General features: G+C 65.2%; 20 protein-coding genes. 10 read left to right on the top strand and 10 right to left on the bottom strand.

The features are described from left to right. Positions 1–15: 15 nt before the first annotated feature. Positions 16–642, bottom strand: a complete 627-nt coding sequence (locus BLT71_RS01200) for an FMN reductase (protein ID WP_091716869.1) — start codon at positions 640–642, stop codon at positions 16–18. Positions 643–779: 137 nt separating this feature from the next. Continuing rightward, positions 780–1616 (bottom strand): PhzF family phenazine biosynthesis protein, encoded by an 837-nt coding sequence (locus BLT71_RS01205; protein ID WP_172830021.1) that lies wholly within the window; start codon positions 1614–1616, stop codon positions 780–782. 72 nt (positions 1617–1688) lie between these two features. Between BLT71_RS01205 and BLT71_RS01210 the strand changes: the two genes are divergently transcribed. Next, positions 1689–2111, top strand: a complete 423-nt coding sequence (locus BLT71_RS01210; RefSeq protein ID WP_091723730.1) for a DUF1801 domain-containing protein — start codon at positions 1689–1691, stop codon at positions 2109–2111. A gap of 64 nt (positions 2112–2175) precedes the next feature. Here the strand turns inward: BLT71_RS01210 and rplI are convergent, their stop codons facing one another. The 5 genes from rplI to BLT71_RS01235 form a co-directional block, all read right to left on the bottom strand. After that, positions 2176–2628: a 50S ribosomal protein L9 gene (gene rplI / locus BLT71_RS01215; protein ID WP_015939034.1), complete on the bottom strand. Its 453-nt coding sequence runs from the start codon at positions 2626–2628 to the stop codon at positions 2176–2178. 17 nt (positions 2629–2645) lie between these two features. Beyond that, positions 2646–2885, bottom strand: coding sequence for a 30S ribosomal protein S18 (gene rpsR, locus BLT71_RS01220; protein ID WP_003800144.1), 240 nt, complete (start codon positions 2883–2885; stop codon positions 2646–2648). Positions 2886–3013: 128 nt separating this feature from the next. Beyond that, positions 3014–3595 (bottom strand): single-stranded DNA-binding protein, encoded by a 582-nt coding sequence (locus tag BLT71_RS01225; RefSeq protein WP_015939035.1) that lies wholly within the window; start codon positions 3593–3595, stop codon positions 3014–3016. Between the two features lie 73 nt (positions 3596–3668). Continuing rightward, positions 3669–3974, bottom strand: a complete 306-nt coding sequence (gene rpsF / locus BLT71_RS01230; RefSeq protein ID WP_013602900.1) for a 30S ribosomal protein S6 — start codon at positions 3972–3974, stop codon at positions 3669–3671. Positions 3975–4200: 226 nt separating this feature from the next. Then, entirely contained in the window at positions 4201–5619 is a 1419-nt protein-coding gene (locus BLT71_RS01235; protein WP_091716873.1) for an amino acid permease, read from the bottom strand. 446 nt (positions 5620–6065) lie between these two features. Between BLT71_RS01235 and BLT71_RS01240 the strand changes: the two genes are divergently transcribed. From BLT71_RS01240 to BLT71_RS01280, 9 genes are all read left to right on the top strand, one after another. After that, positions 6066–8759: a LuxR family transcriptional regulator gene (locus tag BLT71_RS01240; RefSeq protein WP_091716875.1), complete on the top strand. Its 2694-nt coding sequence runs from the start codon at positions 6066–6068 to the stop codon at positions 8757–8759. A 153-nt stretch (positions 8760–8912) separates the two neighbouring features. Continuing rightward, entirely contained in the window at positions 8913–10529 is a 1617-nt protein-coding gene (locus BLT71_RS01245; RefSeq protein WP_231994400.1) for a sugar transferase, read from the top strand. Between the two features lie 28 nt (positions 10530–10557). Further along, positions 10558–11673 (top strand): Gfo/Idh/MocA family protein, encoded by a 1116-nt coding sequence (locus BLT71_RS01250; RefSeq protein WP_091716879.1) that lies wholly within the window; start codon positions 10558–10560, stop codon positions 11671–11673. Next, on the top strand, positions 11670–12662 hold the full coding sequence (locus tag BLT71_RS01255) for an NAD-dependent epimerase/dehydratase family protein (protein ID WP_091716881.1): 993 nt from the start codon (positions 11670–11672) through the stop codon (positions 12660–12662). Before BLT71_RS01250 ends, BLT71_RS01255 begins: the two co-directional genes overlap by 4 nt. Then, a complete protein-coding gene (locus BLT71_RS01260; protein WP_172829886.1) occupies positions 12662–13828 on the top strand; it encodes a DegT/DnrJ/EryC1/StrS family aminotransferase in 1167 nt (388 codons plus the stop codon). The genes BLT71_RS01255 and BLT71_RS01260 overlap by 1 nt, the downstream gene beginning before the upstream one ends. Beyond that, positions 13825–14484, top strand: coding sequence for an acetyltransferase (locus BLT71_RS01265; protein WP_091716885.1), 660 nt, complete (start codon positions 13825–13827; stop codon positions 14482–14484). The genes BLT71_RS01260 and BLT71_RS01265 overlap by 4 nt, the downstream gene beginning before the upstream one ends. Positions 14485–14564: 80 nt before the next feature. Further along, a complete protein-coding gene (locus tag BLT71_RS01270) occupies positions 14565–15614 on the top strand; it encodes a DegT/DnrJ/EryC1/StrS family aminotransferase (protein WP_091723732.1) in 1050 nt (349 codons plus the stop codon). 22 nt (positions 15615–15636) lie between these two features. After that, the gene (locus BLT71_RS01275) at positions 15637–17127 is read left to right on the top strand and encodes an oligosaccharide flippase family protein (protein ID WP_091716887.1); all 1491 of its coding nucleotides are present in this window, start codon (positions 15637–15639) and stop codon (positions 17125–17127) included. Beyond that, positions 17114–18703 (top strand): glycosyltransferase family protein, encoded by a 1590-nt coding sequence (locus tag BLT71_RS01280; protein ID WP_091716889.1) that lies wholly within the window; start codon positions 17114–17116, stop codon positions 18701–18703. The genes BLT71_RS01275 and BLT71_RS01280 overlap by 14 nt, the downstream gene beginning before the upstream one ends. Here the strand turns inward: BLT71_RS01280 and BLT71_RS01285 are convergent. The 3 genes from BLT71_RS01285 to BLT71_RS01295 are packed head-to-tail and all read right to left on the bottom strand — an operon-like array spanning position 18687 to position 22130. Continuing rightward, positions 18687–19895, bottom strand: coding sequence for a glycosyltransferase (locus tag BLT71_RS01285; RefSeq protein ID WP_091716891.1), 1209 nt, complete (start codon positions 19893–19895; stop codon positions 18687–18689). The two genes, BLT71_RS01280 and BLT71_RS01285, sit on opposite strands and share 17 nt — an antisense overlap. Next, positions 19876–20721 carry a YveK family protein gene (locus tag BLT71_RS01290; RefSeq protein ID WP_091716893.1) on the bottom strand — a complete coding sequence of 282 codons (846 nt, stop codon included), beginning with the start codon at positions 20719–20721 and terminating at the stop codon, positions 19876–19878. Before BLT71_RS01290 ends, BLT71_RS01285 begins: the two co-directional genes overlap by 20 nt. Next, positions 20718–22130 (bottom strand): O-antigen ligase family protein, encoded by a 1413-nt coding sequence (locus BLT71_RS01295; protein ID WP_231994401.1) that lies wholly within the window; start codon positions 22128–22130, stop codon positions 20718–20720. Before BLT71_RS01295 ends, BLT71_RS01290 begins: the two co-directional genes overlap by 4 nt. Between the last annotated feature and the right edge of the window lie 28 nt (positions 22131–22158).

A 22158-nucleotide genomic window follows, 5' to 3' on the forward strand; every position in this document is an offset into this window, starting at 1 on the left:
GAGCCGATCGGCTGGTCAGTTGGTTCCTGAGATTCCCGCGAGCAGCTGCTCGAACGGAAGGGATTCCATGGGGGCCAGCTTGCGGCCCGGCTGCAGCCCTTCCAGGAGCTGCGAAAACTCGCCGGATGCCCGGTCCACCCTGCTGGCCAGGGAGGTGCCGGCGTCGCTCGCTGCGCCCCAGTCCTGTGGCCCGGCGAACACGGCCGTGGCTGCAATCCGGGTGCGGAGGTAGCTGAACAGGGGGCGCATGGCGTAGTCCAGAACCATCTGGTGCCGGTCCGTGCCGCCGGTGGCGCCCAGCAGGACCGCCTTGCCGTCCAGTGACTTGGGGTCCAGCACGTCGAAGAACGACTTGAAGAGCCCGCTGTACGAGGCGCTGAACACCGGGGACACCGCGATGAGGCCGTCTGAAGCTTCAACCGCGGCGATCACGTCGGCCAGGTGCGGGGCTGCGTAGCCCGTAACGAAGTTGTTGGCGATGTCCACCGCCAGGTCCCGCAGCTCGACGGTTTCCACTTCCACGCTGTATCCGGCGGCCTCCAGTTGCCGCTTGGCCGATGCCGCCAACTGGTCGGCAAGAAGGCGGCTCGACGACGGGACGCCGAGTCCGGCGGAAAGGACGGTGATGCGGCGGGTTTCCATGGCGTTCTCCTGTTGCTGGTTCACTCATCGTACATGCATTTGCATCTACTTGATGAACAGGCGTCGCTTCTGGAGTATTCCCTGCGCAGGATCCCCAAGCAGGGCTGCGGTCCGGAGCCATCCCGCGAAGAGGGAATCTACAGCGTGACAGTCCCGCGGATGCAGGTGGCGGAGTGGCCGCCCACCCAGATGTTCGGCCCCTCGGCGGAGACGTGGACGCGGCCTGCACGGCCCAGCACGGTGCCCTGTGCCGCCACGTACTGCTCCGGCGCCCGCCCGGTGCCGATCAGCCACTGCGCGGCGCCTGCGTTGAAGCTGCCCGTCACGGGATCCTCCACCATGGCATCGCCCGGGATGAAGGTACGGACCTCAAAATCGGCGTCCCCGCCCGGCTGGTGCGGGCCTATAACCCCGATCTTCAGGCTCCCCATGGCAGCAAGGTCCGGCTCGAGGGCCAGGACCTGCTCAGCCGATCCCAGCAAAACCCCAATCCACTCGGGGCCGTTGACCAGCCAGGACGCATCAAGGACGTCGGGCGCGGGCAGCCGAAGAGCGGCGGCCAGCTGCCGGCGGACAGAGCTGTCCACGGGTTCGAAGCGCGTGAGTGGCGGCGCGGCGAAGGCGAGCCGCCCGCCGTCGCGCTTTATCCGCACGAGCCCGGCCCCGCACTCCTGCACCAGCCAGTCGGCCGACTTCGGCACGCCGCCGGCCTCAAGCCAGGTGTGCGCAGAGCCCAGCGTCGGGTGGCCGGCGAAAGGAAACTCCTCGGTGCCGGTGAAGATGCGTACCCGGTAGTCCGCCTCAGGGGCCGTGGGCGGCAGTAGGAACGTGGTCTCGGAAAGATTCGTCCAGTTGGCGAAGTGCTGCATCTGCTCCGCGGACAGGTCTTCGGCGTCAACCACCACAGCCAGCGGGTTGCCGCGGTAGGGTTCGGCGGAAAAGACGTCGGCCTGGTGGAACGGGCGGATTCGCATGCTCTGGTTGGTCACCGGTGCAGGCTATCACCGGTGTGGCCGCACCCCAGCGGCGTCTGCCACACTACGTCCATGGCAGAGAACAAGACCGCCCCTACCGGGGCTGACGTCATCGAATTCCTGGCAAGGGTGGAACACCCGGTCCGCAGGGCCGATGGTTTCGAGCTGCTGGAGCTGATGCAGGACATCACAGGCCACGAGGCAGTGATGTGGGGACCCACAATCGTGGGCTTCGGCAGCTACCACTACAGGTATGCCACCGGCAGGGAAGGCGACGCGGCCGCCGTCGGGTTTTCCCCGCGGAAGGCCAACCTTGCCCTATACGGACTGACGTACGGACCCGATGCCGGGCCGCAGCTCGAAGCCCTCGGCAAGCACAAGGCCGGCGCCGCCTGCCTGTACATCAACAGGCTGGCAGATGTTGACCGCCAGGTACTGGAGGCCATGATCAGGAGCGGCTACCAACATGTGATGGCCGAACTCCACCGGCCCTGACCGCAGATGCAAAAGACCCCCGCCGCCGTTATCCGGCAGCGGGGGTCTTCGGTGCAGTCAGAAATTACTTTCCGGCTACTACGTCGAGTTCGATCACAGCGGCAACATCCTCGTGGAGACGGACGTTGGCCTGGTAAGAACCAACCGACTTGATGTGGACCGGCAGTTCAACCTTGCGCTTGTCGATGCTGCCCAGGCCTGCGGCCTCAACAGCGTTGGCGACGTCGGCCTGCTTGACGGTGCCGAAGAGGCGTCCGGTTTCGCCGGCCTTGACGACCAACTGGACAGGCTTGGACTGCAGTGCAGCGGCCTGCTTCTGAGCATCTTCCAGGGAAGCGTGCTCGCGGGCGGCGCGGGCAGCCTTGATGGACTCAACCTGCTTCTCGCCACCCTTCGTCCAGGTCAGGGCGAAGTTGCGGGGCAGCAGGAAGTTACGTGCGTAACCGTCCTTGACCTCGACAACATCGCCGGCAGCACCGAGACCGGTGACTTCGTGGGTCAGAATGAGCTTTGCCATGTTAGTAAATCCCTTCCTTAACCGCGGCCAGCGCCGGAGTAAGGCAGCAGGGCAACTTCGCGGGCGTTCTTGATTGCCTGTGCGATCTTGCGCTGTTCCTGGACCGTTACGCCGGTGACGCGACGGGCGCGGATCTTTCCGCGGTCGGAGATGAACTTGCGCAGCAATGCTACGTCCTTGTAGTCGATGACAGTGATGTCAGCGGCCTTCAAGGGGTTGGACTTTGGTTTGGGCTTACGGAGTTCAGCCTTAGCCATCGTGGAGCTCCTATTCTAGGGAGCCCGTGGATATTGATCCACGGGATGGTGGTGGTCCGACGGCGATACCCGCCACCATGCCGGCTGGCACAGTGCTGCGGTCCCGACGCCGGGCCGAGATGAGTTTTTTAGAAGGGCGGTTCGGAGTCGGGGCCGTTGCCCCAGCCACCTGCATTGGAGACGCCGGGCGTTGCCCAGGGATCGTCCTGTGCAGCCTGCTGGTTGCCGCCGCCGCCACCCCAGTTACCGCCGGAGTTGCCACCCTGGTTTCCACCAGAGTTGCCGCCGCCGAAGCCACCGCCGCTGTTGCCACCGCCGAAGCCGCCGCCACCCTGACCGCCGGAGCGCTGGGTGCGGTTGACCTTGGCGTTTGCGTAGCGCAGGCTGGGGCCGATTTCATCGACCTCAAGCTCGATAACGGTGCGCTTTTCGCCTTCTTTTGTTTCGTAGGAACGGCTCTTCAGGCGGCCGGTAACGATGACGCGCATGCCCTTTGTCAGGGACTCCGCTACGTTCTCGGCCGCTTCACGCCACACCGCAGCGCGGAGGAACAGGGTTTCCCCGTCCTTCCACTCATTGGACTGGCGGTCAAAGGTACGCGGGGTGGAAGCGATGGTGAAGTTCGCTACTGCCGAACCTGACGGTGTGAACCGCAATTCCGGGTCATTGGTGAGGTTACCGATGACCGTAATGGTGGTCTCGCCTGCCATCTACTGCCTCCTTGTTCGATCCTGGGTGAAGATTCGAGTCCTGCGGGGTGAAGAATGAAGAGTGGTACCGAAATTACTCGGCAACAACCTTCTGCTCTTCGGGGCGGGTGATCTTGGTGCGCATGATGGTCTCGTTAAGAGACAGCTGGCGGTCAAGTTCCTTGGCGGTTTCCGGCTTGGCGGTGAAGTTCACCACGGCGTAGATACCTTCGGACTTCTTCTTGATCTCGTAAGCCAGGCGACGACGGCCCCAGATGTCAACCTTTTCGATGGTTCCACCATCGTTGGTGATGACGTTCAGGAACTTCTGAAGCGACGGCTCAACGGTACGCTCTTCGACCTCGGGGTCGATGATTACCATCAATTCGTAAGGACGCATATGTGAACCCACCTCCTTTGGGCTAAGCGGTTACGGCATTTCCGTAACAGGAGGTTCATTTGCGATTCCATGCAAGCCCCGCCGCCGGAACGGTGGCTGGGGCGCAGCACAGACTTCAATATCTTAGTGCATTTGGACGGGATAGGCGATTCGCGCTTGACTCAAGGCTAGAGCCCGTGCTGCCTGGGATGGCAGCACGGGCTCTCCTATGTGGAAAAACAGCAGATTACGACGCCGGGCCCGCCTTGGCCGGGACGTCATCGGCTTCGATTCCGTCCCCGGCCTGGCCTGCGGAAGCTCCGCGCCGGCGGTAGCGCAGGACTCCGATGGCCACCACAACTCCGGCCAGCGCCACGGACAGCAACAGGGATTCCCGCGTGGAGTCCAGGATGACCATGCCGATGAGCAGGGCAACGATGCTGCCGATCGACAGCCAGGTCAGGTACGGGAAGAGCCACATTTTCAGGGCAAGGTCCTTGGCGGCGGCGCCCATGCGCTTGCGGAGGATCAGCTGCGAGGAGGCGATGACCAGCCAGACGAACAGCGCAATGGCGCCGGAGGTGTTGACCAGGAACAGGAATACGGTGTCCGGTGCGATGTAGTTCAGGCCAACGGTGACGAAGCCGACAACCGTGGAGGAGAGCACCGCAGCGACCGGCACGCCGCGGCGGGAAATCTTCGCCCAGGAAGCGGGGGCGTCTCCGCGCTTGGACAGCGAGAACAGCATGCGGCTGGCGGTGTAGAGCCCGGAGTTCAGGCAAGACAGGACCGAGGTGAGCACCACGATGTCCATGATGGTTCCGGCGCCCGGAATTCCGAAGAGCTCGATGACGGCAACGTAGGGGCTCTTGGCCACGCTGGCATCGTTCCACGGCAGCAGTGTGACCACGATGGCGATGGAGCCGATGTAGAAAACGAGGATGCGCCAGACGGTGGACTTGACGGCCTTCTTGACTGCGTCCACCGGGTTCTCGGACTCGCCGGCGGCAATGGTGGCGATTTCGGCGCCGAAGAAGGAGAACACCACAACAAGGATTCCGGCCAGGACGGCGCCGGGGCCATTGGGCATGAATCCGCCGTTGTTCAGCAGGTTGTCAACGCCGGGGGCGGGCACGCCGGGAACGAGGCCCAGGATGGCCGCCACGCCGAAGAGCAGGAACAGGATGATGGCGGTGACCTTGATGGAGGCGAACCAGAACTCAAACTCACCGTAGGACTTGACCGAACCGAGGTTGGTCAGCGTCAGGAGGACCATCAGGATCAGCGCCCAGACCCACTGGTCGATGCCCGGAATCCACCGGTGCATGATGGCCGCCCCCGCGGTGGCTTCGATGCCCAGCACGATGATCCAGAACCATGCATAGAGCCAGCCGATGCTGAATCCGGCCCAGCGGCCCAGCGCTTTGTCTGCGTAGGTGGAGAATGAGCCGGTCTCAGGGTGGGCTGCGGCCATCTCACCGAGCATGCGCATCACCAGGATGACCACGATGCCAGCGGCCATGTAGGCCACCAGGATGCCCGGGCCCGCCTGCTGGATGGCGGCGCCGGATCCGACGAAGAGTCCGGCGCCGATAACGCCGGCAATGGCGATCATGGAAAGGTGCCGTGGTTTGAGCGACTTGGACAGTTGCTGGTCAGCGGGCATGCGTGCGCCGTCCTTCTGGTTATTGCGTGGAGTTGGGGCTACTGGCGGCGGCGGAGGTTTCCCGGGGCCCTTCCAGTGCGGTGGATCACAAGTTTCTCCCACCCTAGACCCGCTCCGGCCTCCGCGATTATGTGCATCGGCACAAGCTCGCAGCATCCAAATCAGAACTTTCTCCAGCTGCGGACATCTCAGGGCATCAAAAGATGCATGCAGGGCAACACTGAAATCTCGAGGAAACGCGGCGCCCAATCTTGAGCCAATCCAGCGCCTATTTGGATGGCAACCCGAACTGCGGCCGCTATATATTCCTTCTTACGGCTGGGTTTCGCGCTGGCGGCGGGAACCAGCCGGGACGTACCTCCGGGGCGGGAACCCGGGGGTACGGCTGCCGTGCCGGTACACATGCGCAAGAATGCGGTCTCCTTTCTTAACAGGATGGGGACCCCATGTCTTTGGTAGGCCGGAGCAAGGAACTGGACAGGATCCTGTCGGTGATCCGTGGACCCAAGGATTCCGCCCTGGTGGTGTCCGGCGGCAGGGGAGCCGGAAAATCTGCAGTCCTGGCTGAAATTTCTGCCCTGTGCGAGTACCCCACGGTGTTCCTCAGCGCCAGCGCGTCCGAGTCCGACTGGCCGCTCTCCGGGATCACGGCCCTCCTGAACAGGATGGACGACCCGGTCCTGAACCGGATCGCGGACGAGCTCCTGCGGGACGCGGCGGGCACCCTTAACGTCCCGGCTTTCTCGGCGACGCTCCTGGCCGGCCTGCTCCAGCGCTCGTCATCCCGGACGGTTATTGCCATTGACGACGCCGACCGGCTCGATCCCGGAAGCCAGGCAGTGATCGGTTTCCTGGCCAGGCGCCTGACCGGAACCGACATTGCGCTGTTCCTCAGCGCCCGTGGCGCCCCGCCTGACAGCCCGTTCAACGGACTGGAGTCGCTCATGCTCAATCCGCTGAGCTACAACGAAACGGTGCGGATGCTGGAGGCCATCCCCGCAAAGCAGGCCACGACGGCGGCCGCCCACGCAGTTGCCTCAGCCACCCCGGGAAATCCGCTCGCCGCCGTCGAGCTTTACCACCACCTGCTGGAGCGGCAGGCCGACGGGAAGTACGCCATGCCCATCCCGTTGCCCTGCAGGGGCAGCTTTGAAACGGAATTTGCGGCGGTAGTGGGCCGGCTGACTCCGGCGGCCCGCGGCATCCTCGACCTTCTCTCGCTGTCCTGCCGGACCGACATCGGAGCACTGGAAGAGGTCAACGGGGACGTATGGTCCGGCGTCGACGAACTGCTGTCCGAAGGGCTGGCCAGCCGAACGGGGGCCCACCTGCGGATCCGCGACCAGTTGCTGCGCGGCTACGTCTTTTCCACCATGACCCCTGCGGCGAGGACCGCCAGCCACCGTGCGCTGGCACACGCCTCAGAGTCTTCTGATCCGTACGCCAGGCGCTGGCACATGAGCTACACGGCGCTGGAGCGCCAAACCCCGTTCAGCCTGCTGCGGCACGCGGTGGACCTGATCCGGGGCGGAGATGTGCCGTTCGCCGTCGAGTATGTTGAGCGCGCGCTGACCCTCAACCCGTGGGAGGCCGAAACCGCTGCACGCCTCGCCGCCATTGCCGAACTCCTCTTCAGCCTCGGCGAATTCGTGTACGCCCGCCGCTATCTGGACTGGGCGCGCCGGGTCACCCGCAACCCGGCCCTGATCCTTCGGCTGACCGGACTGGCCTTTGAAATCCAGTTCGCCCAGGGCGCTTCGGTGCGCTCGAGCATGGTGCTGCGCCTGGCCAAGGAGTTCGGCCGGCACGACCCCGCATACACCGCGGCCCTGTTGGCCGGTGCAGCCCTCTACTATGCGGAACGGTGGGAGCTGGCGGATGCAGCCGAAGTGCTCCGCTATGGCGCCGGCTTCCGGGATGCGGCATCACCCGAGTGCCTGGCCATCGCCGAACGCGCAAAGACGCTGGCGGGCTCCATCAGCGGGGATGCCACCAGCCTTGCCCGCAAGCACGAGCCTGCCGGGGAAGCCCGTGCACTGTGCCTGCTGGTGCAGGGCCGGGCCCTCAGCTACGCCGAGCGGTATGAGCACGCGGAGGAGGCCTTCGCCATGGTGCGCAGTTCCGACGGAGCCGGCGACACCAACTGGCGGGAGTGCGCGATGTTCCTGGCCGTGGACAACGAGGTGCGGGCGGGCAACGTCCGCGTGGCGGTCCGGCTCATCGACGAACTGGAAGCGCAGGAGCCTGAGATCAAGTATTTCCGCGGGATGCGGCACCTCTTCCGGGTGTGGCGGGCACACGCACTGGGGGACGAAGCCCGGGCCACCACGCACGCCACCGAAGCCCACCGGTTCGCAGCTTCCGAAAACCATCCCGCGCTCTCCGCCCAACTGGCAGCCATGCAGGGCCATTTTGCGTTGCTGCGCGGGGATCTGGCGGAAGCCTGCGCCCAGCTGTCCCGGGCCGCGGAGATCGGGATGTGCTTCGGCAATCCCACCCTGCTCCGCTGTGAGGCGGACCTGGTGGAGGTGTTGGTCCGGCTTAACCGGCACCGTGAGGCCACGCTGGCCCTGCAGCGCCTGGAAAGCCGCTCCGTGGGCCTGCGGTCACCCTGGCTGATGATGGCCGTGGCCCGAAGCCGCGCCATGCTGGCGGACGGGGAACAGTCCCTGCAGCTTTTTGCCCGGGCACTCGAAGCCAGGACCGGGCATGAATCAATCCTTGAGCGTGCCCGCACCCTGCTGTGCTACGCAGAACGCCTCAACGCTTTCGGACGGCTCCGGGACGCCCGGGATGCCCTCATGCGCGCCAAGGTGATGTTCGACGAGGCCGGCGCTGATGCGTGGACCCAGCACGTGGATGTGCTGCTGCTGGACGAACGGGTGGAAGCTGCCCGGCCGCAGGGCAACCCGGCCATGATGCTGCTGGCCGACCATGAACGTGCCCTGGCCCGGATGGTGGCGCGGGGGCTCCGCAATAAGGAAATCGCGGCAACCCTCTACGTGTCCGTCCGGACGGTCGAAGTGCGGCTGACTGCCATCTACCGGAAGCTCGGCGTGGAGTCCCGCGCGCAGCTGACAGCCCTCGCCAGCACGAAGGAATCGACGCCGTCGGAGCCGTACGTACTGCCCGTCCTGTAGGGCCCAAAGCCTGCAAATGCAGGTATCCGCAGTATCCACACTGATCCCGGGACAGACCCACAAAGCCCCTTCTGAACCCCGCCGGGCCGGCATTTTGAAAGCTAGCTTTTCTTCACGGCCAGCCATCAGCGGACATGCCGGGAAGGGGTCACCTTGGCAGAGATACCAGTAGCCAGAACCCGGCGTGCCGGCCTTGACTGGCCCGTTGCGCCCGTTGCTGCACAACGGAAGGCAACACCGCAGTTGGCGGCGGCGGATACCGCAGGAACCCGGTTTCTGCGGCCGCCAACTGCACACCCGGCCAACGCCACGGCTAACGCCCAGGCCAGCGCTCCGGCAACCGGGCGCAAAGCCGCAGCCTCCTGGCTCTCCACGCACGTCAATTTGCTGCGTGCGGCTGATTCTCTCCTGGTCATGGGGGCGGTGGGCGCCGGCTACCAGCTGTCCAACGTGGGATTCGCACCGGCGGACCCGGGCGACGCGGGAACGGCGGCCGCGGCAGCTGCGATTGCCCTCCTGTGGCTCGCCGGCCTGGAGGTCTACCGGACACGCGACGCGAAACTGCTGGGCATCGGCGCCGACGAATTCAAGCGCGTCACCTCGGCAACCCTGCGGGTCTTCGGACTGATGGGACTGGCGGCCGTGCTGTTCTCCCTGCACGGTGCAACCGCTTTCGTTACGGTTTCGCTGCCGCTGGGCCTGCTGGGGCTGACCGCAAACCGGTGGGCGTTCCGCCGCCGGCTGACGGCCCAGAAGGCCAGGGGCCGGTGCCTTTCCCGGGCGCTGGTGGTGGGTGATCCGGACGACGTCCGCTACGTGGTGCAGCAGGTCCTGCGGAAATCGGGGCCAGTGTACCAGATCCTGGGTGTGTGCCTCCCGGGGGCCCGGCGTGGAGCCGTCCTCCGGGTGGACGGGCGGGCCATCCCGGTGCTCTGTTCCACGGATGACATTGCCCGCACTGTCCGGCTTGCGGAGGCCGACTCGGTGATCATCGCCGGGCCCCTCCCTGGCGGCAACCGTTTCATCCGTGAGCTCGGGTGGCGGCTTGAGGAATCGTCAACGGAACTCATCCTTGCGGCCACGCTGACCAACGTAGCGGGCCCCCGAATCCACTGGCGGCCGGTTGAGGGGCTGCCGCTGATGCACGTCGACATCCCGCAGTACACCGGTGCCAAGCACGCGATGAAGCGGGTGATGGATGTGGGGATGGCGCTATCAGCCCTCCTGGTGCTGTCCCCACTGCTCCTGGTCCTGGCGGCCATCGTGCACCTGGACAGCCCGGGCCCGGTGTTCTTCCGCCAGGACAGGGTGGGCCGGGACGGGCAGGCATTCGGCATGCTGAAGTTCCGGTCCATGGTGGTGGACGCGGAAGCCAGGCTGGCAACCCTGGGTGCGCAGAACGAGGGCGCCGGGGTGTTGTTCAAGCTGCGCGACGACCCACGGGTGACGCGCTGCGGCCGGTGGATGCGCAAATACTCCCTCGATGAGCTGCCGCAGCTGTGGAACGTGGCCCGCGGCGACATGAGCCTGGTGGGACCGCGGCCCCCGCTGGCCCGGGAGGTCAGCGGCTATGAACGCCACACCCACCGCCGCCTGCTGATCAAACCCGGCATCACGGGGCTCTGGCAGATCAACGGGCGCTCCGACCTCCCCTGGGATGAGGCCGTCCGGCTCGACCTCTACTACGTCGAAAACTGGTCCATCGCCGGGGACCTGCTGATTCTCTGGCGGACGTTCCGGGCAGTCGTCCGGCCGTCCGGCGCCTACTGACCCAACCGCACTCCGGAAAGAATGTGATATGAGAGCCTTCCCGAATCCTTTCCAAGCCCACACCCACCGGCAACCGTCGCGGAAACTGCGGATCGCCGTCGTGGGCGCCGGGTACTGGGGGCCCAACCTGGCCCGCAACCTGCAGGCAAGCCCCGACTGGGACCTCGTTGCCATCTGCGACCTGGACCTTGAACGCGCACGAAAGCTGGCGGCGGCGGTGGGTGAAATTCCCGCCGTCGAATCCCTGGACGAAGTGCTGGACACCTTCGACGTGGATGCCGTGGCCATCGCGACGCCGGCCCGCACGCACCACGGCACCGTCATGACGGCGCTGCGCGCCGGCAAGCATGTCCTGGTGGAGAAACCCCTGGCGGACAGCCGGGCGCACGGGCTGGAAATGGTGGCTGAGGCCGAAGCCAACGGCCTGGTGCTCATGGCGGACCATACGTACTGCTACACCCCGGCCGTCCTGAAGATGCAGGAACTGGTCCAGTCCGGGTCGCTGGGCGAGATCCTGTTCGTGGACTCCACCAGGATCAACCTGGGGCTGGTGCAGCCGGACGTCAACGTGTTCTGGGACCTGGCCCCGCATGACCTTTCCATCCTCGACTTCGTCCTTCCGGGCGGGCTCAACCCGGCCGAGGTCTCAGCCTTCGGGGCGGACCCGCTGGGCACCGGGCGGGACTGCGTGGGCCACCTGAACTTCCGGCTTCCCAACGACGCCACGGCCCACGTGCACGTGAACTGGCTGAGCCCCACCAAAATCCGGCAGATGGTGATAGGCGGATCGCTGCGGACCCTGGTCTGGGACGACCTCAACCCGCAGCAGCGGCTCAGCGTGTACGACCGGGGCGTCAGCCTGGACCGGCAGCCCAAATCAGCCGGGGAAAAGGCCTCCACCAACATCTCCTACCGGCTGGGCGACACCTGGTCCCCGGCACTGCCCGAACGGGAGGCCCTCAGCCAGGTGGTGGCGGAGCTGGCCTACTGCATCCGCAACGGCCAGGAGGCCCGTACGGGCGGCGCATCCGGGCTCCGCGTGCTTTCCGTGCTCGAAGCGGTGACCCGGAGCCTCACGCAGGACGGCCAGCCCGCTGCTGTTGCCGGAGCTGAACTTGCCGAAGAGATGGAGGGAGTGCGGTGAGCCGGCTGGAGGGGGCCAATGTCCTGGTAACGGGCGGGGCCGGGACCATCGGTTCCACGCTGGTGGATGCGCTGCTTCAGGCGGGCGCGGGCCGGATCGACGTCCTGGACAACATGGTCCGCGGCCGGCTTGGAAACCTTGAGGCTGCCCTTTCATCCGGACGGGTGGAACTGGTGCAGGGAAACATCCAGGACCGGGATCTCGTCAACGACCTCGTCCAGGGCAAGGACGTGGTGTTCCACCAGGCAGCCATCCGGATAACCCAGTGCGCCGAGGAACCGCGGCTGGCGCTGGAGGTGCTGGTGGACGGAACGTTCAACGTCATTGAGGCGGCGGCCGCGCACAAGGTGGGCAAACTGGTGGCGGCTTCCAGCGCTTCCGTTTACGGGATGGCAGAGGAATTCCCGACGGCGGAACGGCACCACCACGCCAACAATGACACCTTCTACGGGGCAGCCAAGTCGTTCAACGAGGGCATGGCCCGCAGCTTCCGCGCAATGACGGGGCTGGATTACGTGCTGCTGCGCTACTTCAACGTCTACGGTCCGCGGATGGACGTGCACGGACTGTATACCGAGGTGCTGGTGCGGTGGATGGAGCGGATCATGGACGGCCGGCCGCCGCTGATCTTCGGCGACGGGCTCCAGACCATGGACTTCGTGTACACCACGGATGTGGCAAGGGCCAACGTGCTCGCCGCCGCCGGCGACATGCACGAGGGCGTCTACAACATTGCCAGCGGAACAGAGACAAGCCTCCTGGAGATGGCACAGGCGCTGCTGCGGGTGATGGGCTCGGGCCTGGCAGTGGAGCATGGCCCCGCCCGGCTGGTCAACGGTGTGGTGCGGCGCCTGGCGGACACCACCGCCGCTGCCCGGGACCTCGATTTCAAGGCCGAGGTGGGCCTGGAGGAGGGACTCCGCGATCTGGTGGCCTGGTGGAGACCGCTGCGCGATGAGATCGCTGCATCCCGGAAGGCCGGTGTGTGATGAGTGCTGAAGCGGTGCTTTCGCGGATCAATGTCATGAAGCCGTGGCTGGGGGAGGAAGAGGCCCAGGCCCTGGCCGAGGTGGTTGCCTCGGGCTGGGTGGCCCAGGGGCCCAAAGTCAAGGAGTTCGAGGAGAAGTTCGCCGCGATGCAGGGGGTGCGCCATGCCGTCGCGGCCTCCAGTTGCACCACGGCGCTGCATCTGGCGCTGGCGGTGGCCGGCATCGGTCCCGGGGACGATGTGGTGGTGCCGTCGCTGTCCTTCATCGCGACGGCGAACGCTGTGACCTACCTGGGCGCACGGCCTGTGTTTTGCGATGTGGACCCGGCCACCGGCAATGTCACGGCGGAGACCATCCACGCGGCGCTCACCCTGGATACACGGGCCGTGATTGTGGTGGACCAGGGCGGGGTGCCGCTGGACCTGGACCCGATCCGTGTCCTGTGCGACCGCCACGAGATCACCGTCATCGAAGACGCTGCCTGCGCGGTGGGGTCCACGTACCGTGGCCGGCCCGTGGGCGCCGGCGCGGACGTTGCTGTCTGGTCCTTCCACCCGCGCAAGATCCTCACCACCGGTGAGGGTGGAATGCTGACCACCAACAGGGCGGACTGGGCGGCCCGGGCCAGGACCCTGCGGGAGCATTCGATGAGCGTGTCCGCGGCGGACCGCCATGGTTCCACGCTGGCCCCGCCCGAGTTCTTCCTCGAAGTGGGGTTCAACTACCGGATGACGGACCTGCAGGCCGCCGTCGGCATCGTCCAGCTGGGCCGGCTCCCGGAGATCCTGTTGCGGCGGCGCGAGATCGCGGCCAGGTATGTGGCAGGACTGTCCGGCCTGCGGGGGCTGCGGCTGGTGTCCGATCCGCCGTACGGGACCAGCAACTTCCAGTCTTTCTGGATCGAGGTGTTGCCGACTTTCGCCACCACGCGTGAAGGCCTGATGGAGCGGCTGGCCGAGGCCGGGATCTCGGCGCGGCGGGGCATCATGGCCGCGCACCGCCAGCCCGCCTACAAGTGGCGCGATACGGGCAACGCCTGCCTGCAGCAGACCGAACGGCTTAACGACAGGACGCTGATCCTGCCGGTCTACCACGAGCTGGACGACGAAGGGCTGAACCGCGTCATCAGTACCATCCGCGCTGCCGCGGCCGGAGCGGACGCATGAGCGAGCTGATCCTGATCGCTGCCAGCGGCCTGGCCCGCGAAGTCCTGGCGATGGTGCGCAGCAGCGGCCAGTACGACGTCGTCGGCCTGCTGGATGACGACCGGGAGATGGCGGGCGTGACCGTGGACGGCGCGCCGGTGCTCGGAACGATCGATGACGCCGCGAACTTCAAGCACGCGTTCGTCCTGGTGTGTATCGGCTCAGGCAGGGCGCGGGAGGCCGTGGTGGAACGGCTCACGGCCCAGGGATTCAACGAATCCCGCTATGCCACCGCGGTGGACCCCACGGTCCAGTACCCGGAGGGGTGCCGGATCGGCCGGGGCAGCATCCTGCTGCGCAACGTCACGCTGACCGCGGCGGTGACCATCGGCGCCCACGTGGTGGCCATGCCGTCGGTGACCTTCACGCACGACGACGACGTGGCGGACTTCGCCACGTTCGCTGCGGGGGTGTCGCTGGGCGGCGGAGTCCGGGTTGGCCGGGCGGCCTACCTCGGCATGAACGCGAGCGTCCGCGAGCGGACATCGGTGGGGGCCTACGCGACGGTAGGGATGGGAGCGGCGGTGCTGAGCAACGTGCCCGACGGCGAGACCTGGGTTGGGGTGCCGGCCCACGAGATCGAGCGGGCGGCTTTTACGTATGGAGGTGCGCTGTGAGTGCGGAAGCAGTGTCATCGGTTGGCGTGGTGCCACTGGTGGACCTTGTGGCGCAGCAGGCCGAGGTCCATGGCGAGGTCATGGCTGAACTGGCGGACGTCCTTGGCTCGGCATCGTTTATTGGCGGCCCGGCCGTTGCTGCGTTCGAGACTGCGTATGCGTCCTTTCTGGGAGCACGTCACTGCATTGGGGTGGCGAACGGAACGGACGCATTGGAGCTGGCACTGCGGGCAGCGGGTGTGACGGCCGGCGGCGAGGTCATCCTTCCGGCAAACACGTTCATCGCCACGGCGGAGGCCGCGAGCCGGATTGGAGCTGTACCGGTTCCGGTGGACGTGGATCAGGAGTACCTGCTGATATCCCCGGAGGCCGTGGCCGCGGCCGTGACGCCGCGGACGCAGGCGATCGTCCCGGTTCACCTCTTCGGGCAGACGGCCTTCATGGAGCAGTTGATCCCGGTGGCTGAAGCCTGTGGGGCTGCGCTGATTGAGGATGCGGCGCAGTCACAGGGGGCTACACGCTTTGGCCGCCATTCCGGCACCTGGGGACTCGCTGCGGGAACCAGTTTCTACCCGGGCAAGAACCTCGGGGCGGCCGGGGATGCCGGCGCCGTGCTGACGGACGATCCCGCGATTGCTGCCACGGTCCGGATGCTCGGCGCCCACGGCAGCCTTGAGAAGTACCGGCACGACGCCGTCGGGATCAATTCCCGCCTGGACACGGTCCAGGCCGTGGTGCTCAAGGCAAAACTGGCCCGGTTGCAGGGGTGGAATGCGCTGCGCCGGGCCGCAGCGGAACGCTACTCGGCCCTGCTGGCCGGTATTCCCGGGGTCGTGCTGCCGCGGGAGGCTCCCGGAAATTCGGATGTTTGGCACCTGTACGTGGTGCGGGTCCCGGACCGCGACGCGGTTCTCGCAGCCCTGCAGGCGGCGGGGATCCAGGCCGGCATCCACTACCCGGTTCCGGTGCACCTCAGCGGGGCGTACGGGTCCCATGGCTGGGTTGCGGGTTCGTTCCCTGTTGCCGAGGAGGCTGCCGGCCAGATCCTGTCCCTGCCCCTGTATCCGCACATCACCGCGGAACAGCAGGAGCGGGTGGCCGGGGCCCTGGGGGACGCGGTGCGGCCTTGATGCAGTCCTCGGGGAGCCCCCAGTGAAGCGTCCCGCGCCTTCCGCTGAACCAGTAAACGTTCAACCCGGGGCCGGGTTACGGAGGCCGGGCGCCACTACCGCCCTCGCGTGGAGCCTGCTCAACACTGGCCTCGCCAAATTCGGTACCCTGGGAATCGGGATCGTACTGGCACGGCTGCTTGGTCCGGAATCGTACGGCAGCTTCGCCGTGGCCATGGTGGCGTTGCTTGCGGTCCTTACTTTCAACGAATTGGGCGTCAGCCTCGCTATCGTGAGGTGGCCCGGGAACCCCGCACTGATCGCCCCCACGGTTACCACCATCTCCTTTGCCAGCAGCGTCGTGATCTGCGGTGCCGGCCTCGTTGCAGCCCCCTGGTTTGCCGGGTTCATGGGCGATCCCGAATCGACTGGCGTTGTCCGTGTCATGGTCTGCTGCGTCCTGGTCAGCGGCGTGGTGGCCACGCCCGCAGCGCTGATGCAACGCGCGCTTGACCAGAAAATGAAAATGCTTATTGACCAGGTGAATGTGTGGACGGGTGCCGTCGTCTCGGTGTGCCTGGTCCTGGCCGGCCTCGGCGCGATGAGCCTTGCTGTGGGCCGCTTGGCGGGAACTGTTGCCGCCGGCGTGCTGTTTGTCGTCAAGTCCCCGTTGCCCCTGAGGGTGGGTATGGACCGCGCGTACCTGTTACCCCTGCTCCGGTTCGGCCTTCCCCTCGCAGGGACCAGCATCATCGTCTTTTGCGTGGGCTACCTTGACCAGCTCATTACGGGCAGCACGTTGGGGCCGGTCATGTTGGGGATGTATGTCCTCGCGTTCAATCTCTCCAATTGGCCTGCGACTGTCTTTTCGCAGCCCCTTCGCAGCGTGGCGCCAGTCGTTTTGGCCCGGCTTCAGCACGACAGCGGGAAAATGCGCACAACTGTTACAGCCCTCATTGGCGTCTCGGCGAGTGTGGTCTTCCCTGCCGTCACACTGCTGGCGGCCGAGGCAGACGCCATCGTTCGGCTTGTGTACGGGGATGCGTGGGCCAACGCCGCCGCCGCACTGTTTTGGCTTGCGATGCTGGCCGGGTTCCGTATCCTCTTTGAGCTGATCTACGACTATCTTGTGGTGGCCGGGATGACGGGCTCCATCATGTCCATCCAGGTCTGCTGGCTGGCAGCCCTGGTGCCGGCCCTCTTCTTCGGAGCCGCCGGGGGCATTTCAGGGATAGCCCTGGCCCAGTTCGCCGTGGTTGTGGCGCTGGTTTTTCCTTTGTACCTGTGGCGGCTGCGGACGGTAGGACTTCATCCGGGCCTTGTGCTCCGCCAACTCCTCCTTCCGGCTACGGGTTCAGTCATACTGCTGGCTCTGTCCGGGCTGCTAAACCTGATGGACCTGCCGGCTGTGTGGGCACTGGTCTTATCCGGTATCGCTGCAACATTGGTCGCCGCAGGCCTGCTCTGGTTGAAGCGCTCCGATGTGGGCATCCTGAAAAAGTTGGGAAGGAGCGGCGGCCTTGGAGACCATTAGCGGGAACAGGGAAAACTTCCAGGCCCTGGTCCACCGGGCAGCACGGCTCGCTGCGGCCGGACAGTGGGAACGGGCGGCAGTCCAAGCCCAAATCGCTGCGCGCTTCGCGTGGACCGATCACACCGGCCTCTTTGCCAGCCAGGAGCTGGAAGAAGTCCTGGGCCTCATCCGCCAATCGGTTGAACCGCCCCCTCCGCGATTCCTCGCCAGGACTTCGAACGTCCGTCGGGTTGTCCACGTGGCCACGCAGGTATACGGCACCGGTGGACACACCCAAAGCATTGCCCATTGGATCAGGCAGGATCAGGCTTCGCGGCATGAGCTGGTCGTCACCAGGCAGGGAGGTTCTGACGTTCCGGACAAGATTGCGTCCTGTCTTCCGGACAGTGAAGCACTGACGTTGCTTGACCGTATGGCCGCAGGACTGGTCCATCGCGCGGCTGTGCTCCGGCGGATGGTTGCTTCAGCCGACGTGGCCGTAGTGCACGCGCATCCGCACGATGTGGTGCCAACCCTTGCTTTGGGACTGCCCGGGTTGCCGCCCGCGGTCTTCGTCAATCATGCCGATCATGTCTTCTGGCAGGGTACGTCGGCTGCCGGCGTCGTCCTGTGCCTGCGCGAAAGCGGCAGGGACCTGGCCGTTAACCGCCGGGGAGTCGAAGCCGGGCGCTGCGTCGTAGCCAACAGGCCACTCGAACTCCACGGGCTCACGGGGCCCGCTGCGACTCGACGGTCGGCGCTTCGATCGGACCTCGGGGCCCGGGAAACAGACTTCGTTGTGGTCTCTGCCGCGGCCGGCAGCAAGTACGACCCCGTGGGAACAGACTCCCTGATAGGACTTTTTCAGGCATTCCTGGTTGAACGGCCAGGCTCCCGGCTGATTGTGGCCGGACCTGACCCGACAGGAATCTGGTCCCGGGCTGCCGAGGCAACCGGTGGCCGGATACAAGCGCTCGGCAGGTTGCCGAACATCTCCACCCTGCTGGGTGCCGCGGATGCCTACGTTGATTCCTTTCCCTTTGCGTCCCTGACATCCCTGCTTGAGGCAGGATCACACGGCCTGCCGCTAGTAACGTTCAGGGGACACCCTGAAGACTGCGCCGTGCTCGGTTCCGATTCACCCGGCCTTGACGGCCTTCTCCTGGCGCCGACGGGTTCAGCTGAATTTGTTTCCGTGTTGAAAATGCTGTCGGATTCCCCATCGTTCAGGGCAACTCGCGGGGCCGCCGTCCGAAAGGCAATTATTGACACGCACAGTCCCTCGGCCTGGCAGGAAACGGTCCGCGGGGTCTACGCCGCGGCCGGCCGTGCGGGATCGACACCCATTGTCACGGGTCCCACTCCATGGCGGAACGGTCCGCTGGACCGGATGGTTGCAAAAGTGCAGCTGGAAACCGGGTATGCCGGGATGGGCGCTGCCGTTGCCGACAGCCTGCCGTTCCTTGCAGCGCCCGAAAGGGTCAGCCGATGGGCTGACCTGCGTGTGTCGCAGTCGTTGAGTCCCACCCAGCTGCTTCCAGACCGTTTCCGGTGCTGGCTTTCAGATGCACGCAGGCGCTTCACGCCAGCTTCATAGCCAAAGGTATGGACCTGGGGTTCCGGTAATACGCGCTGGCGGCTTCCACACCGGGTCCGGCCAGGATCCAAGCCCCAGTAGTTTGGTGGAATCCCAGCAGGACCCGTCTTCCCTGCAGGGCCTGAACGGCACTCCGGATCGTGGCGCCATTGACGTTCGTGATGGCCACGGTTGAACCGGGGTGGTGCGCGGCCACCAGGCCGGCCAAGGTGGCTTCGTCAGCGGTGAAGAAGCTGAACCGGACGTTGCGCCGGGGCAGCTCCAGGGGTCCGCCCATCCGCCGCGACCCACCATGGTTGGGGTAGACACTGATCACCGAGGCCTCAATGACCCCCGCAGAAGCGCAAATCTCGTCAATATCCCGCCGAAGGTCCCCCAGGACCGTGGGCAGGCGCAGGGATGAGTTCTTCCTCAACCGGTAGGCAGCAAGGGACTCCCGCAGCCAGCGGTACCGCCACTTATGGGCGCCGAAAGGAGCGCGAAGGGCTTTGATGACCCGGACGGGCCGCTTGACCGTGCCGCAGGTGGTCATGATCGGAAGCTGGTCCGGGTACGCCACCGCGATATGTTGATGCGCTTCGGCCAGGCGGTGAAGATTTATGGTCAGGCTATTGTGCGTCAGCGGAATGTCCGCCACGACAACCCGTTTGCCCAGGGTCCTGAGTCTTGCCCCGTATTCGACGGCATAGGCGTGCCACGAAAGATCGATCTCCTGGCTGATGGGATAAAGCCGGACCTGCTCCTTACGGGCCATGAAGAGAACCTCATCAAGGCTGTCGACTTCCGCCAGTGCCGGTTCATGCTCGCCCGAAAGAAATGTACGGTCTCGTATGAGTCCGAGGAGGCGGCCGTCCCGGGTAACTCCCGTTGCTCCGGCCATGCCCAGCGACTCATCCTGCATGAGCGCGGCGGCAGCTTTTTCCAGCGCAGGGATGGAGTGCAGGTAAACATCCTGATGGACAAAGACAACCACGTCGTTTCGCGCCAGGGACGCCCCGTAGTTCAGAGCCGCTCCGGCTGATGAGAACCGTTGGGTCGTGTTGTCCATGGGCAGGTATTCGCTGCCTTCAGCTTCGAACAGGCCGGCCTCCACGGAAGGCGACAGACACTCGCTGAGCACGCGGGGATCGTTGTAGACACAAATGATGGAAACGGGCACACGCGGCCGCGTTTCAACGCTGCGCGGGGACACCTGAACCCCGTTCCTCGTAGGAAAGTGTGTCGGGCACCATCAGGGATGGATGGTCGTCGTCGGGCAAAAAGGCGAGCTGCGGCCCAAGTGGTGCTTCCCTGTGGACAGCCGACGCCGGCCTGTGTCCGCCTGGGCGGGATTGGCTCCGCCGCGCCTGCCGTGGGGATTCCGTCGCCCCGGAGGCCCTGGACGCCCGCGAGTTCTCCGCCAACCGTGCAATGGAGACTGCTCCAAACATGAGGATGACGCCACCAATGAGCACTACAACAAGCGAACGAAGACGGCTGGAAAACTGCTCTGTGGCCTTGCTGGGCGGATCGATTTGGAGAGCTGTGAAGAGGTAGCGGTCGTCGGCTCCGTTCACCCTTTGCGCATCCCGGAGCTGGGTAATAAGTCGTTTGCCCAATGTCTCCGCCGTGGTGATGGCGCGTTCTGGACTCGAACCGGTCGCTTCCATGCGGATCAGCTGGCCGGCTCCCGTGGTGGCCGGCAGGGTCACTGTGTAGTCGGGGGTCTCGCCATCTTCCTTGAGGGAGTCAATGACATCGGTGGAGCTCATTTTCGTCGCCATAACCTGCGTTATCAACGAACTGTCAGCAGAACGCAGATACGGGTTGTCCGAGTTCAAGGCAGCCAGTGCGGGATCGCTTCGCATTTCTTCCGTGCTGGGGAGCCGGGGTGTGACCAGTACGTAGACCGTCGACGCCATGTAACTCCGGGGCGCGAAGAAAAAAACGTAGCCCCCTGCAATCAGGGTAAGGACCAAAACCGTAAACATGGCCAGCTTGTGCCGCCACAAAACTTTGAGGACCGAGACGGGGGTCATGGTTGCCTTTCTGATTCTGCAGGGTGGGCACCCTGCCGGTTGGTGGTCGGCCTGGACGTCCGCCGTTCGTCAGCCACGAGCAGCCAAACGGTCCCGGATAGCCCGACACAAAACGGATAGATAAGGGCCACCACGGGGAAACCCAGGAAGTCGAAGGCCGCTGAGGCGGGGGCGGCGACCAGGCAGGAGGCTGCTACCGCACCGGCAAGGGTTTTCAGGCGCTCCGCTTTCGCCTTGAACGCCGCCGTCCAAGCAGCAATCCCGGGAACGACCATGTAGGCAAGCAGCGCCAGGAATCCCGGTACGCCCATTTCAACGATGGTCTTGAGGTACTGGTTATCCAGGACCTCAATAGCGTTGCGGGTGAGATACGCCCCCGGCCCTATCCCAAGCCAAGGCCTGGCCGACATCATGGCCTCCACCCTGGGATAGTCCTCAAGCCTGGCCGTGATGGAAGTATCCGCCGTCCCTGCCGTGACAGTCCCGAACAACGTCGCCACGAATCCGGGCACCGCCAGAAACAGGAGGACTGCCGCACCCAGGAAACCAAGGACTGTCCATTGTCTGGATCGGGACGGAAGAAACGGCAGGAACACGAAAGCCACCGTCAATACGCCCAGAACCGCAGAGCGGGAAATTGTTGCAGCTATGGCGAACACGATGAGTCCCGTGCCCGCCCAGTGCATCCACTTACGCCCTGTGTGATCGTAAAGCGCCCGCCACAGTGCGAGGGGAAGGAGCATCGAGGCGATGACGCCCAGTTCAATGGGGTGGAAAGTACTGCCCGCAACCCGCAGGAAACTTCCCCGTTCCTGGAAGGGCTGGTTTCCGCCGTTGTCCTTAAACCCTGGCATCAGCCCTTGAAACCAAGCCATCGGGTCCGCATGGGCAACAAATTGGTAGGCGGCCACCAGGCTGCAGAAGACAGCGCCGAACAAAAGGGCCCTCACCAGCTGCATGGCAGCGTCGACAGTCCTCGTTGTCTCGGTCGTCATCAGGACGATCCCGGACGAAGCAACCATGAGCAGCATCCAGCGGTCCGCACTTGCACGGGTGGCATCGGTCGATCCGCCGCTTATTCCCACGTACATCGCGGCATAAGAGGCGCACGAAACCACGAACAGCGCCGCCAGGACGGCCCGGCCAGGATGTTCGCGGTCGATCGTTTGGTGCAACCCAAACATGACCGACGTGGTCCACAACGCGAACACCAACAATGCCAGGACATGCGCTACGTAGCCGGCTGCTCCGAGCGGTTCCAGAACCATGTTGGATGGAAATATGAAGCACGCCGCGGCCGTTGCACGCAGCAGAAGGGGAGTTCCCTGATTTCCGTAGCCGAACTGGGTGGGGGCATCAATCAGGGCTGTCGGCCGCAGCGCTGGTTCGACCCGCAGATGCTTTCCCACATCCCCCACTCTTCCCGTTCAAACAGGC

Source organism: Pseudarthrobacter equi (assembly GCF_900105535.1).
In the GTDB taxonomy this organism is placed as follows: domain Bacteria; phylum Actinomycetota; class Actinomycetes; order Actinomycetales; family Micrococcaceae; genus Arthrobacter; species Arthrobacter equi.